The 16,101-nt window shown below is 41.9% G+C and carries 13 protein-coding genes; 6 read left to right on the top strand and 7 right to left on the bottom strand.

The genetic code is table 11. The annotated features are described in order from the left end of the window. Positions 1 to 96: 96 nt before the first annotated feature. Complete coding sequence (locus tag Q6344_00165; GenBank protein WLG13810.1) at positions 97 to 1,980, bottom strand: AAA family ATPase; 1,884 nt, start codon at positions 1,978 to 1,980, stop codon at positions 97 to 99. 191 nt (positions 1,981 to 2,171) lie between these two features. On the opposite strand from Q6344_00165, the gene Q6344_00160 reads away from it, so the two are divergent. Next, positions 2,172 to 3,215: a nitronate monooxygenase gene (locus tag Q6344_00160; protein ID WLG13809.1), complete on the top strand. Its 1,044-nt coding sequence runs from the start codon at positions 2,172 to 2,174 to the stop codon at positions 3,213 to 3,215. 25 nt (positions 3,216 to 3,240) lie between these two features. Here Q6344_00160 and Q6344_00155 read toward each other — a convergent pair whose 3' ends face one another. Further along, the gene (locus tag Q6344_00155; GenBank protein WLG13808.1) at positions 3,241 to 3,945 is read right to left on the bottom strand and encodes an aspartate/glutamate racemase family protein; all 705 of its coding nucleotides are present in this window, start codon (positions 3,943 to 3,945) and stop codon (positions 3,241 to 3,243) included. A gap of 259 nt (positions 3,946 to 4,204) precedes the next feature. Here Q6344_00155 and Q6344_00150 point away from each other — a divergent pair, with 259 nt between their 5' ends. After that, positions 4,205 to 4,459, top strand: a complete 255-nt coding sequence (locus Q6344_00150; GenBank protein WLG13807.1) for a DUF2798 domain-containing protein — start codon at positions 4,205 to 4,207, stop codon at positions 4,457 to 4,459. Between the two features lie 511 nt (positions 4,460 to 4,970). Here the strand turns inward: Q6344_00150 and oppF are convergent. The 5 genes from oppF to Q6344_00125 form a co-directional block, all read right to left on the bottom strand. Further along, positions 4,971 to 5,999 carry a murein tripeptide/oligopeptide ABC transporter ATP binding protein OppF gene (oppF, locus tag Q6344_00145; GenBank protein WLG13806.1) on the bottom strand — a complete coding sequence of 343 codons (1,029 nt, stop codon included), beginning with the start codon at positions 5,997 to 5,999 and terminating at the stop codon, positions 4,971 to 4,973. Positions 6,000 to 6,002: 3 nt separating this feature from the next. Continuing rightward, on the bottom strand, positions 6,003 to 7,208 hold the full coding sequence (gene oppD, locus Q6344_00140; GenBank protein ID WLG13805.1) for an oligopeptide ABC transporter ATP-binding protein OppD: 1,206 nt from the start codon (positions 7,206 to 7,208) through the stop codon (positions 6,003 to 6,005). Between the two features lie 12 nt (positions 7,209 to 7,220). After that, positions 7,221 to 8,126, bottom strand: a complete 906-nt coding sequence (gene oppC, locus Q6344_00135) for an oligopeptide ABC transporter permease OppC (GenBank protein ID WLG13804.1) — start codon at positions 8,124 to 8,126, stop codon at positions 7,221 to 7,223. A 90-nt stretch (positions 8,127 to 8,216) separates the two neighbouring features. Next, positions 8,217 to 9,137 carry an oligopeptide ABC transporter permease OppB gene (gene oppB / locus Q6344_00130; protein WLG13803.1) on the bottom strand — a complete coding sequence of 307 codons (921 nt, stop codon included), beginning with the start codon at positions 9,135 to 9,137 and terminating at the stop codon, positions 8,217 to 8,219. A gap of 301 nt (positions 9,138 to 9,438) precedes the next feature. Continuing rightward, a complete protein-coding gene (locus Q6344_00125; protein WLG13802.1) occupies positions 9,439 to 11,106 on the bottom strand; it encodes an ABC transporter substrate-binding protein in 1,668 nt (555 codons plus the stop codon). 867 nt (positions 11,107 to 11,973) lie between these two features. Between Q6344_00125 and Q6344_00120 the strand changes: the two genes are divergently transcribed. The 4 genes from Q6344_00120 to Q6344_00105 all read left to right on the top strand — a co-directional run bounded on the left by Q6344_00120 (position 11,974) and on the right by Q6344_00105 (position 16,016). After that, positions 11,974 to 13,026, top strand: coding sequence for a DUF2157 domain-containing protein (locus tag Q6344_00120; GenBank protein ID WLG13801.1), 1,053 nt, complete (start codon positions 11,974 to 11,976; stop codon positions 13,024 to 13,026). Further along, the gene (locus Q6344_00115; GenBank protein ID WLG13800.1) at positions 13,019 to 14,206 is read left to right on the top strand and encodes a DUF4401 domain-containing protein; all 1,188 of its coding nucleotides are present in this window, start codon (positions 13,019 to 13,021) and stop codon (positions 14,204 to 14,206) included. The genes Q6344_00120 and Q6344_00115 overlap by 8 nt, the downstream gene beginning before the upstream one ends. Then, positions 14,203 to 14,883 (top strand): GDYXXLXY domain-containing protein, encoded by a 681-nt coding sequence (locus Q6344_00110; protein ID WLG13799.1) that lies wholly within the window; start codon positions 14,203 to 14,205, stop codon positions 14,881 to 14,883. The genes Q6344_00115 and Q6344_00110 overlap by 4 nt, the downstream gene beginning before the upstream one ends. A gap of 155 nt (positions 14,884 to 15,038) precedes the next feature. After that, positions 15,039 to 16,016 (top strand): zinc-binding dehydrogenase, encoded by a 978-nt coding sequence (locus tag Q6344_00105; GenBank protein WLG13798.1) that lies wholly within the window; start codon positions 15,039 to 15,041, stop codon positions 16,014 to 16,016. The last annotated feature ends 85 nt before the right edge of the window (positions 16,017 to 16,101 follow it).

Below are 16,101 nucleotides of genomic sequence, written 5' to 3'. Positions count from 1 at the left end.
AGTTTATAAAATAGGTCAGTTTTCTCAAATATATTGAAAAGGGTTATCAGTTCAAATTGATAACTCTTTTCAGTTTTTAATATAACCGTCTTTAATTTACTGTGCTGTCAACTCACTCGGCAAATGCTTTAGCAAGTGCTGGTGACTATCATGATTGAACTGTAAGTAGCTAAGAGCTCTTTCTTGAAAGTTGCCTATGTTGAAGTTTCTATTAGCTATAGTTTTTAAGCCTTTATCATTAATCACAAATAATGCCCTATCATAATCTTGACTATCTATAATATCTTGTAATTCAATTTCTCGAATATCATGCCACTTGTCGATATTGATATTATCCGTAAAATGGGAATAATGATTTTTGACATCGTCTCGTGTATTCCCTTTAGAAACATGAGAGCTTTTAAAATAGTAATTTATTTTGGCAGATATATAATTTGCGACTTGTAGCTCTTTAGTATTCGACAGCTTCTCTATTACCTCACGTTTTATAGTAGAAACCACATCTCCATCACACATCATCTGTCTACTAAAGTCTCTTAGAAAACCTTCGTCAAATAGTAAATTTTCAACTTCTGACACGTTCAATGAAAATACGTTTTGAGCTTGTAGACTTAACAACCTATCAGGATCATGATGATCTGAATCGATCAAACCGAATGATTCCGCTGTCCTGTTAGGTAGCTCGTTAAATGCTTTCGTATAATTGATAACATCAAAGCATGTTTTAACTGGCGTGATAGTTAAGTTCGGTAATAAAAGATTATAAATTTTCTCATCGATTTTACCACTTTCGCTCTCACAGAATAGAATACGCTTACGACTGCCTAAAAGTTTTAAAAGTAAGGCTTCAGGAAGTTCATTACTTGGTATGTTTTCTATCTCCCATTTATCAGGATGATTGAAAGACTTTATCCATACTTTTTTAGCAGTGTTTCGGCTGGTAGCAAACTCTAAATCATGAGTAAGATAGACAAATATACAATCCTCTCGCTCTGTTTCTAGTATATCCCACAGCTTACTTAAAAGTGTTTTATGGAGATATATTTCTGGTTCATCAACAATAACAAAACCATCCTGAGGTGCTTGTAGTACATGAGCTATATAGTATAAAACAACTTTTTCACCATCACTCATTTGATACGCAGGATAACTATCTTCAGAAGTTAAAGACTTTAAATTAATATTAATACCATCAGAGCATTCTAGTACTCTATGTTCGATAAGTGAGTTCCAGATTTCTATAGTGTTAGTCAGTTTAGACCTAGGTAACTCGCAAGCCTCTCCGCTTCTCACAGACTGAACATATCTATTGTTTAACGTATTGTTCTCTGATAACAAATTGTTCAACAAAAATTTAAATTCGTCTTTAATTGCATTAGCTTCTGGAGAGTAGCTTTCATTGGAGTCCAGCTTAAATCTAGTAGATTTTTCATAAGATTGTGATTTATGTAGATCTCTTATAGTATCGTTTGGGTTAGTAATATTCTTAAAAACAGGAATAATTAACAATTTTTGAGCCGAAATTGTCATTGCTGATGTGGGTAAATATTCTTTTAATTTTGCCGACAAAGTAGATTTACCGCTGCCATTTGCTCCTATTGCTACGATATTATTGTTAAAAAAATTAAATTTAATAAATATATTTAGATTGAAAGTTGCAACCTTTGTATTAATTCCAAACTGAGACAAACCTTTATTAATATTAATTTTATAAAAATCTTTATGTATTTGAGATATTTCGAATTTAGTTGTGAGTTTAAACGATTGCATGATTTTAGAGCTATCAACTTGAAGCTGCTGCAGATAGTTCTCTTTTAAATGTTCATGCACATGTAAGGCTCCTTCTAATCTAGAGAAATAATTAAGAGCTTCTTCAAATGGTTGAATACTGATTTCACAGAACTCTGCTATTTCTTTGTATTTTTGAAGCTTGACTACGCTCTCGTCAACTAAGTTCAATAAAAGGTCATGACTTAACATTTTTAAAGATCCTATTTTTATGTATCAACACTTTAACAGCTCCAATAGCACAGTAAAATATTTTTTAACTACAAAATCGTAGTCAAAACCCATCCCCATATTCAGCAACTAAATAAACACTATCCAACATACTCATTGCTTACCTCTGTTAAAGTAAGTGAGATAAAAACCTAACAAAAAGGACGCCAGTCATGACCTTACTGAATACCCTTAATCTGACCCATCCCATCGTGCAAGCACCGATGGCAGGCGCAACCACCCCTGAGCTGGCAGCGACAGTGAGTAACTTTGGTGGACTGGGTTCATTGGGATCGGGCATGACGCCGCCAGAGGTTTTGCATAGCCATATTGACACCATTAAATCGCTCACTGATCGCCCTTTTATGATCAATCTGATGGTGTTGTCTGAGCATGAGTCGAGTACCTTTGATACCGAAATCCCTGCTTGGCTAAGTCATTACTATCAAGAAAATAATATAGAGTTTGCGCTACCTGAACGCCCAGCGCTAAGCTTCGCGGATCAGATACAAGTGCTCTATGACAATCCTGTTCCTGTCGCTAGCTTTACCTTTGGTATTATTAGCGCCGAGCAAGTCCAGCATCTGCAAGCTCTAGGCACGCACGTCATCGGGACGGCAAATCATCCATTAGAAGCAAAAGCATGGAGCGATATTGGTGCTGATGCGGTATGTGTGCAAGGGGTCGAAGCGGGTGGGCATCGCGGTGGCTGGCTCGCGCAAAGTGAAAACGATCCATTGGGATTATTGACGCTGATTAGTCAAACGCGCGCGTGTACCGATATTCCGTTAATTGCAGCAGGTGGCATCATGACTGGTCAAGATATCAAAGCGGTACAAACGGCTGGCGCTGAGCTGGCGCAAATCGGAACGGCTTTTTTGACCACAGATAAATGCGGCATTAATGACATTTATAAGCAAGCATTACTTGATGCTAGTGAAAATAAACGCAGTGCTGAGACACGCTTAACGAGACTGTTTTCAGGTAAGCAGGCTCGTGGTTTATTAAATGATTATTTGCATGATTTTGCTCAATTTGAAAGCGCGCATGAGCTACCGCCCTATCCACAATTAAATGCGATGACCAAATTTTTGCGGGGTCATGCGACCAATAATCTTGACCCAGAATATCAGTCTTTATGGGCAGGACAAGGCGTCGCTTTGGTCAGACAAGAGCGCACGATTGAGCTGTTAGAGCGCTTGGTCAAAACGTTATAGGCTTAAATACTTTTATCAGTCCGCGCTACTCTAATAAAAAATCCACCGCTGCCGCTGCATGAATCAAAGTGGTATCAAATACTGGAATTGGGCTATCTGCTTGTTTAATGAGCAGTCCAATTTCTGTACAGCCTAAGATGACGCCCTCTGCGCCTTGATCTGCTAAATCTTTAATCACCTGCTGATAATACTGGCGCGAGCGGTCTTTAAATTCACCGACGCACAGCTCTTTTTTGATAATTCGATGTACCTCTGCTCGTGCATCACTCTCTGGTATCAACACTTGAAGCCCTGCATCCACCAAACGCTGCCTATAAAAATCTTCCGTCATCGTAAACTGAGTGCCCAGTAAGGCAATTTTAGACAGATTCTGTTTTTTGATGGCGGCAATAGTGGCATCAGCGATATGAATAACAGGTAAATGCGTCGCGGCTTGCACATCATCGAGTAATTTATGCATCGTATTAGAGGCAATCATGAGCCCTTGTACGCCAGCGGCTTGCAAACGCTGAGCACTGCTGGCCATGATTACACCCAGCGCTGCCCATTCATCTTGCTCTTGGTGCTTATTAATCAACGCAAAGTCCACGCTATGTATGAATAAATCTGCTGAATGTAATCCACCCAGCTTATCCTTGACACCCTCATTTATCAGCCGATAATAGCTTTCGCTACTCTCCCAACTCATACCACCGATGATGCCCAATGTTCGCTGCTTGTGCACGGTCATTTTATTGCCTTATTTGTGAGTTGTAATCGATTTTATCGTAGCAAAATTAATCATCTTTAGTTTGTTATTTTTCAGGAATTTGATTTTTATGCATGAGACAACAGTCATTAAAATATAACGAATGTCACCATTGATAATAACGATTTTATCCACTTATCAACATACGATATCATGGTTGGTAATGATGACCCATGACGCTACGCAACATCGTTCATCGTTCCTCAAACGCCACCATCACCATGTAGGACACCTCCACACTATGGCAAAATTCCCTACCATCAGAATACGCACACGGCGCAAGTACTACCGGCTTATTTTTACCTTTTTAATGGCACTGCTAATGTCCACGATTATCTCAACTGCATTGCTGCTGATCAATGTAGGATTCGTCGATGGGTTCTTTATCACGCTGTTTCACTCATGGAAATATGCCTTTATAGTCGCGTGGCCGAGCGCTTATATTTGCGCCTATCTCATCCAAGAGCATTTGCTCAGTAGGATTGAGTTTTATTGAACCAGCTAGAAGTTAAAGTATGAGAATACCATGATGAAGCATTGCTGTGTACTGATGGTAAATCATCATGCCGCTATGAATTAAGAAATCTGTGGTCGTATACACAGCCTTGCTGAAGGTATTTTATTCGAAGATAAAAAGGTATTTTTTGATTGGATATTAGGGACGTTGAGTCATCTTATGATAAGTGACTGGATCTGGATAAGAGGCTTTAATGACCTTCCTAATTACTCCCGTAATAAAGCCATCTCCAAGCCCATCCTCGTGGTCAGCTAATAACATTACTTAATATTACTTAATATTACTTAATATTACTTAATATTACTTAATATTACTTAATATTACTTAATATTACTTAATGAAATGGCTATTGATATCGGTGAAACTGATTGATTGATGCTAACTGCTGACGTTTAAAACCAATGAGCAAAAACATTAGATTGTATTAAGAGCATTTGAATAAGTCCGCCTGCTTTTAATACAGTCAATACTCATAAACCAAAAACCACTTTTAAGCCACCTCAACCTTGTTCTTTAAACAAGCCACTCGGTGATTTATAGTGCCTTCTAACACGGGCTTAATCTGTGCGCACTCTACATCAGCTAGTGGGCAACGGGTGCGAAAAACGCAACCTGACGGCGGATTGATTGGACTGGGTAAATCACCCTCTAATAACTGAATGACCTTGTTACGTTCAGCAATAGGGTCAGGTAGCGGTACAGCAGACATCAGTGCTTTGGTATAGGGATGAGTCGGATTGCCGTATACGGCTTTGTTCAAACCCAGTTCGGCGGCGTTGCCTAAATACATGACCAAGACTCGATCAGCAATGTGCTTAATCACAGAAAGATCATGGGCAATGAAGATAAGTGCTAACCCCATCTCTTCTTGCACATCTTGCAATAAATTAATGACCTGCGCCTGAATCGAGACATCAAGGGCGGAGACTGGCTCATCACAGATAATAATTTTGGGCTTTAATATCAGTGCTCGAGCAATGCCTATTCGCTGGCACTGACCACCTGAAAACTCATGCGGATATCGGTTAATTTGATTGGACAGTAGCCCCACCTTTTTCATGATGGCGCGTACCTGGTTTTGCACCTCAGGCTTCTTCATTTCAGGATAATAAGTGCGAAGAGGCTCGGCGATAATATCCCCTACCGTCATGCGCGGGTTAAGTGATGCCAGCGGATCTTGAAAGATCATTTGAATGTCTTTTCGCTTTAACCTCATGGTTTTTTTGGACGCACCCACCATCTCTTCGTCACAAAATTTGATACTGCCAGAGTCAGCTTGTATCAATCCGATGATAGTACGAGCGAGTGTTGATTTACCGCAGCCTGATTCGCCCACCACCCCTAAAGTCTCACCAGCGAATAGCTCAAACGATACCCCATTAACTGCTTTTAGAGTGACAGGCTTCTGCCAAAAGTAAGTGCCTTTTTGTTTGATATTAAAAGTGGTATGAATGTCCTTTACTTGCAATAACGGTGCTGGGTTATTGCTTTTGGCGCTATCTAAATTCTGTGTCATCATGAGCTAGCCCTCCATCCCTGATTGATTATTGGCATCGATATCTGCTGAGCTATCTAATGAGTGATCAACGGGTGTTTCAGGGTGCCAGTGACAAGCGCGTTGACGCTCGTTCGGTAGAAATTCCAGCGGTGGCGGTGTATCACGGCAGATCTCCATCGCATGAGAACAGCGCTCATAAAAAGGGCAGCCTGCAGGCAAATCTAATAAATTTGGTGGACTACCTGGAATGGTTTCAAGCTTGCCCATATCGTTATCTAAACGCGGAATGGCTTTTAGTAGCCCGATAGTATATGGATGACTTGGGGCATAAAAAATCTCTTCAGTCTCTCCATACGCCATGGTGCGCCCAGCATACATCACCAGTACTCGATCACAGATACCCGCCACAACCCCCAAATCATGGGTAATCATAATAATGGTGGTGCCAAAGTCGCGTTTTAGCTCGTTTAATAGAACCATAATTTGCGCCTGAACAGTAACGTCGAGCGCGGTGGTTGGCTCATCAGCAATCAACAGCTTAGGCCGACATAATAATGCCATCGCAATCATGACCCGCTGACGCATACCACCTGAGAACTCATGCGGATACATGCCAATACGGTTCTTGGCTTCTGGAATCTTAACCGCGTCTAGCATTCGTATGGATTCGGCCCACGCATCTTTTTTACTCATGCCTTTATGTAAAATCAATACTTCAGCGAGCTGGTCGCCTATCTTCATATAAGGATTTAATGAGGTCATCGGATCTTGAAAGATCATCGCGATCTGCTCGGCGCGAATTTTATTTAGTGCTTTTTGTGACAATCCTAGTAGCTCATTACCCTCAAAGCGTACCGAACCTTTGGCATCACCGTTATTTGCCAATAACCCCATAATAGCAAACGCTGTCTGCGACTTACCTGAACCGGACTCACCAACGATACCTAAGGTTTCGCCTTCATGCAGGTTAAAATTTAAGCCATTGACCGCCGTTACTAGACCCTCTTCGGTCGTGAACTGTACCGATAAATCTTTGACTGCTAACAAGCTGTTTTCTGCATTAGGTGGCTTATCGAGCGCTGAATCAGTACCTATATTAAAGGTAGTAGACTCTATTTTCTCAGGAGCACTAGGCGCGTTGGCGGCGTTATGAATCTTTTGAGTTGCTATGTTTCTATCTTCCATACTTTTACCCTCCATGCTTTTATCCTTCATACTTTGGTTTTTCATGATGTCACCCTCTTAGCGGTCTTTGGGGTCAAACGCATCACGCAGACCGTCGCCAATAAAGTTAAAGCAAAATAAAGTAATGACCAAAAAAGCTGAGGGAATCAAAATCTGCCAAGGTGCTACCTGCATGGTTTTTGAGCCTTCTTGCAACAGCGCCCCCCAACTGGTCATCGGCTCTTGAACACCAAGTCCCAAAAAGCTTAGAAATGACTCGAACAAAATCATCGTTGGCACTAATAAAGAGGCGTAAACCACCACCACCCCGAGTACATTGGGCACGATGTGGCGTAAGATAATATTAAAGCCTGATACGCCGCCTACGTGCGCAGCTTCGATAAACTCTTTACTCTTCAGGCTTAGCGTTTGCCCGCGAACGATACGCGCAACATCCAGCCATGATACCAGTCCAATCGCCACAAAGATTAAGATAAGGTTACGACCAAAGATAGTGACTAATAAAATCACAAAAAACATAAAGGGGAAGGCGCTTAAAATCTCTAATACACGCATCATAACAGTATCGACTTTGCCACCAAGATAGCCTGACGTTGCACCGTATATCGTACCGAAAATTACTGCAACCGTAGCGCCGGCGACGCCTACCATTAAGGAGATACGACCACCTACTGCGGTTCGCACTAACAAATCACGACCGAGTGAATCAGTACCGAAGTAGTGCTTATTATCGATGGCTGGCGCGGACTGCATAAAGTTCCAGTCGGTTTCGGCATAGCCAAAAGGTGCTAACATCGGCACAAAGATGACGAAAGCAGCCACGAGTAGCAAGATAAAAAGACTGGCTACGGCGGCCTTGTTGCGATAAAAACGGCGCTTAGCATCTTGCAAAAGGCTGCGGCCTTTGATTTCCTGAGCCCCTATGTCTGCTAGGTCAGTTGTCTGGTCTGCGGTAAGGCTCATAGTCGTCCTTTTAATAATCTATTTAGCATAATAATAATGAATGATACCCATCAAACCGTATTGGAATGATAATGCGCTTAAACGGTCGTCTTAATACTGAATCTTTGGATCAATTACCGCGTATAAAATATCGACGATAGCATTAAAGGCAATGGTCAATACCCCGACTAAAATGGTCAAACTAAGCACTACCCCATAATCACGATTGAGTGCACCGTTAATGAATAACTGTCCGATACCAGGTAAACCAAAGATAGTCTCAATCACAATGGAGCCTGTGATAATACCGACAAAGGCTGGGCCCAAATAAGAGATAACGGGTAGTAGTGCGGGTCTCAGCGCATGCCTCATCACTATTTGGCGCATCGGCAAACCTTTCGCCTTAGCCGTTCGGATATACTGGCTATTCATCACCTCAATCATCGAGCCGCGCATGATACGAGCAATACTTGCAACATAAGCGAGCGCTAAAGCGGCGACTGGTAATACAAGGTTTTTGAGTGCCCCATCATTCCAGCCACCAGCTGGTAGCCATTGCAAAATAATGGCAAAGATCAGCACTAATAATGGCGCTTTAACGAAGCTTGGAATCACAACGCCTGTCATAGCAAAGGCCATCAGTACGTAGTCTATCCATGAGTTTTGCTTAAGGGCTGCGATAACACCGAAGATAAGTCCTAAGACCAATGCCAATATAAAAGCGTATAGACCCAACTCCATAGAGACAGGAAACGACTGCGACAACAACTCGTTAACCGTATAATCTTTATACTTAAAAGACGGTCCAAAGTCGCCTACCGCCAGCTGCTTTAAATAATTAACATACTGTAGCCACATAGGATCGTTGAGATTGTATTTGGCCTCGATATTGGCCAGTACCGCAGGTGGCAAGCTACGCTCACCCGTAAACGGACTGCCTGGCGCCAAACGCATCATAAAAAAGGAGACCGTGATCAATACAAATAAGGTCGGAATGGCCTCTAAGATACGCCGAAAAATCAGTTTTAGCATAATGCCTCTTTTATAATGATGCTTATTTTTCAGCTAAATTAAAATGAGATAACTAGCACAAACCTAACGCCCAGTTATCACTCGACTAGCAATCTTCAATGACTTGGTTTTAACTAAAATATCTATAATCGTCGTTTATAAATAACAAAAGTTTCATCTAACACGCCTAATAAGAGTGGCCGTGAAAAATGAAACTAATGACGCTATCAGCGTTATTTGATAGGAGCGATAAATGAAACCAGCTGCTTTTACCGCTCTCAGACATTCAATCGATAGAATTATTCAGCGCTCAGTCAAACGATTAGTGCTTAGCAATTGAGAGATTTTTTACCTGCCAATTGTCTAATATATCCTTAGTTGGAAATCCAATGACATAAGGTTTTACTAGACGCGGGCTGACGTAATGATAAATGTTAAGTAAACCCATATCTTGATCGAGCTGAGCTTCAGCTTGCTTGTATAGATTGGCACGCTGCTCAGGGCTAACGCCAGCTTTCAGCGTTTGCGCCATTAAACTGTCAAATTTAGCGTTATTATATTTACCGTAGTTGCCACTGTTATCAGATTTGGCAATATTTAAGAAAGCTGACGCTTCATTATAATCACCGCACCAGCCAGCACGCGCGATTTGATAATTACCATTACGGCGAGTATCCAAATAGGTTTTCCATTCTTTATTGGTCAAAGTCACATCGACGAAGCCGAGCGCTTGCTTCCATAGTGAAGTAGCCGCGACCGCAGTCTTTTTATGATTGTCATTGGTGTTGTATAGCAGCTCAAAAGTCAGTGGATTGCTATCGCTATAGCCTGCTTCAGTGAGCAGTTTTTTGGCCTCAGTAACCCGCTTTTCTTGATCCCAAGTCGACCATTCTGGACTATTTGCAATATCGCCATTGGTGGCAGGGGGTGTCAACTGATAAGCGGCCGTCTGTCCTTGACCGATAACTTTATCTGCAATGGTGTCGCGGTCCAAAGCTAAGGCTAAAGCGCGGCGTACGTTGGGATCGTTGAACGGTGGCTTGACCGTATTAAACTCGTAATAATAAGTACAAAGATAAGGAGATACGGTTAGCTGATCGCCCACTTGCTCTTTAAGCGAAGCGAACTGCTCGGTTGGAATCTCATTGTAGGTCACATCGATTTCACCCGCCTGATAGCGTGCGACGTCAGTCGTACTAGAAGGAATCGGCAGGAAAGTGACGGTATCGATAGTCGTATTGGCATCGTCGTAATAAGAAGCGTTGCGCGTTAAAACGATTTTGTCGTTAATTTGCCACTGGGTAGGCTTGTAAGGACCGTTAACCACGATGTTCTCAGGAGCTGTCCACTTATCACCAAAGGCTTCAACGGTCTTTTTATGAACGGGCTTGACTGAATTATGAATCAACATATCTGGAAAATAAGGGACTGGCTCTGATAACGTAATTTGCAAAGTTTTATCATCGATAGCCTTTACGCCAAGGGTTTCAATGCTTGCCTTACCATCAACGATTTGATCAGCGCCTACTACTTTGGCATCGACCAAATAGCTTGAATACGGCGACGCAGTATTTGGATCGACCAAGCGGCGCATACTGTAGACAAAATCCTCTGCCGTTACTGGATCATCATTTGACCATTTAGCATCGCGCAGCTTAAAGGTCCATACTTTATTGTCTTCGCTTTCCCAACTGGTTGCCATTGCTGGAATGGTCTTACCTTCGGCATCCGTATTGGTTAAACCTTCTAACATCTGGCGGCCAAGGGTAGATTCTGGTACCCCCGATACTTTGTGTGGATCAAGTGATTCAGGTTCGGTACCGTTATTGACGACGAGCGCTTGAGTATCAGCCAGTACATTAGGATCAACGGCAGCTGCTTGGCTGTCAGTGCCAGACTTATCGCTACTACAGCCAGTCATAGACATGGCGAGCGCAAGAGAGGTAGGCAAAAATATAGAGGACAAAAAGTGATTAGGAGTGCGCATCATATAATAGCTATCCTTGCTGGTCAGTGGCTGGGTGGATCAACTAAATAGTAGTGATTCGAGTTAATATATCCGTATATTGACTATGTTTATTAACAATACTTTAACTAACTATTGGTCATATTGTAGACAACTATTAGTAATTAAAAACGATACAAATGTCAATAAGTTTTAATTCCTCCCCGATACTAACAAGCAAAATAAGATTGCCGTCAAAGCAGTTTCGACGACTAAAAATTAGATGTGATTACTATTAATCGAGTAACTTTTATAGCTACTTATTACCTTTCATCAGCAATATACTACCGCTCATTCGAAACCTATCTTATTACCACAAATCTCAGTTTCTAAATCACTAATTATCACTGTCAAGTGAATGAAATCAATGCTATCAAGCGATAAAACTCTAGTAGATATGATGAATTTTATTTATAAGACTATTGTTAATAACTAATCATTTACTAGAATTTTTAAGCCGATGCTGATGAATAATAGTGTGGTATTTTCGACACTCAAAACCAGATTTATTCGCTATTCAAAATCGTGCAACTTTTTCATTTTTGCAATTACTTATTTTTGTAATAGCTGAGTAAGATCATGATAAAAATCACTAAATTTAGAATAGATACCTACCAATATCACTATTAATTCCTTTTTATAAAACTAATAACGCTGATCTCTTGATGAAATTTTGATTTTGTAGTCGCGTGGCCGAGCGCTTATATTTGCGCCTATCTCATCCAAGAGCATTTGCTCAGTCGTATTGAGTTTTATTGAGTTTTATTGAGTAAAAAACTATAAACTTTAGTACACCCACCTCTCACAAAAAAGCTAAGATAAGCAACATCATCTTTTTATTTAGAGGACGCTATGAGCCAACCACGGCGTACTATCGAGCATTTACTCAAGCAAGGCATACTGCCATTGACGCATGCCAATAATGCATCGATTCATTTGCAAGTCTATCCTAACAAACGCTCATGGCTGGTCTTTTTTGATAAAGCCATGCTGATTATCGGGGCGCTAGCGTTGGTATTGTCACTGGTGTTTTTTATTGCCTATAACTGGATAAATATGGGCAAAATGGGCAAGTTCGCTTTGGTCGAAGGGGCCTTGGTTGTCACTATTGCCTTGTACGTTGCACTGTCTTTTAGGCGACGGTTTCAGCTTATTCGCCAATTATTATTGCTTATTGCTAGCGTGATTACGGGTAGCTTATTGGCGCTATTTGGGCAGGTCTATCAAACGGGTGCGGATACATGGCAGCTGTTTTTCGGTTGGGCTGTATTGATTACGCCTTGGGTTATTATTGCCCGCTTCCCTGCGCTTTGGTTGTTATGGTTGGGGCTCGTCAATGCCGGTCTCATCCTATATTTCGGCGTTACGGACTTTGCCTTCGTCAGTTATTTTTATGAAGGTGTCTTACAAATAGGCGTGCTTGCCGCTGTCAATTTTGTGGCGCTAAACTTGTGGCTCATGTTTATCGACCGTCAACCACCATCAGTCACACGCAGCCGATTTAAGTCCGAGCTGGATTGGAGCATTTATGTCGTCGGTTTACTCAGCAGCTATTTTATTACCTACCTTGCCATTCTTTATGTCTTTGATGACGCCAATATTTTAATGATGCTAATTACTTTGCTGCTATGGATGAGCTGGTGCGGATTTATGGTTTGGCGATTTTATTGGTATCGCATCAATCTATTAATGCTGACCTATTTATGTGGCTCTGTCATTGTCGTGGTGATGTTTTGGGCAGGTAAGCTGTTTTTAGACAATTTTGATATGGGTGGTTTTCTCATCTTAGCCCTATTATTGATTGGCATGAGTTCAGCAGCGGTCGTTTGGCTGCGTCATGCGGCACGTTTAAACAGCGAAAACAACCTCCCAAGTGCTGTCGTCAAAGGAGTCAATTATGAGTAATGATATGAATAATCAACACTCGGATAATGTCCTTTTACAGCTACAACAGCTTGGATTGATTGACGGCAATGTGATTGATGCCCGTACTGGTGAGACAAGTGCTAAGGCAACGATAGCGAATAATCACTCTCAAAACGATATTCCTTGGTTTATACAGATACTTTTTGGTCTTAGCGGTATTGTAGCGAGTCTGTTTCTAATTACCTTTCTGTCTTTATTATTGTTCGGCATCGATGGCTTTGACAGCGTGATTGCCTTGTTAATTACAGGTCTAGTACTCAGCGCGGCGGGTTTTGTGCTATTTAGAAATAAACAAAGCCGTGATAATGCCTTTATCAGTAGCCTAGCCTTGGCTATTAGCTCGGCTGGGCAAGCCTACATTGCCTTTGCGTTATTTGATAATAATTTGTCGCATCCTATAGATGTTTGGCTTTTTTTAATCGTGCAAGCCGTTATGACGGTCATTATGCCCAACCGTATCTATCGCCTATTGGGTAGCATAATGACGCTAGGTTTGATGATTTATTTGCTTAACTATTATCATCTACCTGAGGTCAGTTTGGGGCTATTGGCACTGATTACGATTGGCAGCAACTTATCACGTTATTCTCTATTGCAGCGCATACCTAGTAAATGGCGCGCGGATGTTTTCGATATTATTAAAGCCATTGGTTACGCCAGCGCGCTGATGCTGTTGTGCGTTTCTGTGTACTTTATCGCCGCTGAACATAGTCATAGTATTGCTACTTATTATGGCGACACTTTTAGCTATAACTACTATTTGGCCCAAGGACTGCTAACGCTTGCCAGCCTTTATGCCGCCTATCTGATTCTAAAACGTTACGACGTTAAATTGCTATCGGCAGCGGGACTCTTCATTGGTGGTGCGATTGTATTGCTTGGGATAATATCGATTTACGTCTCAGGACTGCTCGCGACCAGCCTTATCATCGTCATTGCGATCGCCAATAGCCAACGGGTGCTGTTAGGTTTGGGCATCACCGCCTTGGTCAGCTATATATTTTGGTATTACTATCAGCTCGATACTTCGTTATTGGTTAAATCTATCTCTATGCTAGTCATCGGTATCGCGCTATTACTTACGCGTTGGCTATTGATTAAAAGCTATCTTGCAAATATAAAACCAAGCGTTAATGATCATCAGGAGCGCCACTCATGAAAAATAAAATTTTGACTAAGCGCTTGATTGATGACACGTCACCATCCACGCATTGGCTAAAAAAACGAGCCGTTACGATTACGATTGCCCTACTGGGGTTAGCACTGATATTGGTCGTAATGACGATGAATATCATCAAATACGAAACCCATCTCACCACTGGCAAAACGGTATTATTAGCACTTGCACCCGTTGATCCACGTGGTTTTATGCAAGGCGATTATATGGTGTTAAGCTATGCACTGGAGCGCGATATTTTTGATGCCATGCGACCAAAGCACCCTCATTCAACACAAGACGAATTAGGCTCAGAACTAGATATAGAATTAGACGAGTTTGATACAGATTTTCGTATTTATGAGCCAAGCGACGGTTATGTCATTGTGAAAATCGATGACAATAATGTGGGGCATTTTGTCCGCTTAGCAGATAGTAATAGTCGTGAAGGTTTAACTAAAAGTGAGCTGCCCATTTATTACCGCCTCCGTAACGGCAGTGTGCAATTGGCGACCAATGCGTTCTTCTTTCAAGAAGGTCATGCTGAGGCGTTTGAAGCGGCTGAATATGGTCTGTTTCGCGTCAATGACAAAGGCGATCCATTACTCACAGAGATGGTAGACGGTGATTTTACAGTCATCGTCGGCGACATGAGCCAAGAGGATAAAGCCTCTCAGTAGACGTTCACGCTGTGACTTATTATGCATTACTACTTATGCTTTACTATACGCGATACGTGCAACGCATAACATTCCTTAACTAAAGTAACATTGAGGGTACTGAGACAAACTTGTTACTGTTGCTCACAACCTAAAAATAAATAAAGGCAATGATTATGCGTAGCGCAACTTATAGTACCTTCGGTAAACCATCTGACGTCCTCAGTTTAGGTGACACGCCTATTCCTGAACCAAAAGCCAATGAAGTTCGGGTCAAAATGGTACTCGCCTCTATCCACAACCATGATTTATTAACCATTCGCGGTCAATATGGCTTCAAACCTGAGCTGCCAGCGATTGGTGGTAGCGAAGCGGTCGGCATTATCAATGCCGTCGGTCAGGATGTCAAAGACTTAAAAGTGGGTCAGCGCGTGGCGGCGGCGAGCGTACAAGCGACATGGGCAGAGTATTTTGTCGCCTCAAAAGACATGGTATTCGTCATGCCTGATAGCTTAGAAGACGAAATGGCGGCGCAGCTCATTGCTATGCCACTCAGCGCGCTGATGCTGATTGAGTTTTTAGAACTAACAAGCGGTCAGTGGGTGATTCATAATGCTGCCAATGGCGCGGTCGGCAAATCGCTCGCCATGCTAGCCGCCGCGCGTGGTATTAACACCATTAATGTCGTGAGAAGTGGCGATGCTATCAAGGAATTAGAAGCACTGGGTATCAAACATAATATCAACACCTCAGATGACGACTGGAAGGATCAAGTGAAAGCCATCCTTGGTGATGAGAAAATCAGTGCCGCGGTTGATTCTATCGGTGGTGAGTCGAGTAATGATCTGCTGGCGTTACTGGGTCATGGTGGCACATTGGCATCGTTTGGCATCATGTCAGGCAAACCAATGGTACTAGATCCAACCCATATTATTTTTAAACAAGCGACGATCAAAGGCTTTTGGGGCAGCAAAATTAGTCAAGAAATGAGCGTTGAAAACAAACAGCGCTTGATTGATGAGCTGATCGAACGTGCTAACAATGGTAATTTAAAACTGCCCGTTGAAGCAACGTTTGATTTGGCGGATATCGTCAAGGCCGTCGATGGCAAATTGCAGGCAAGTAAGAATGGTAAGGTGTTGTTAAAAGCATAAATGACTGTCTTACATACATCGATGTAGTTGCAAATGATGTACGTGCAAATAAAGATACACACCAAACAACCTCACTAGGAATAAT

Origin of the sequence: Psychrobacter cibarius, assembly GCA_030686115.1 — a bacterium.
Classification (GTDB): Bacteria; Pseudomonadota; Gammaproteobacteria; order Pseudomonadales; family Moraxellaceae; genus Psychrobacter; species Psychrobacter cibarius_C.
Note: the sequence above shows the minus strand (reverse complement) of the source record. Positions and strands in the feature narration are given on the sequence as shown.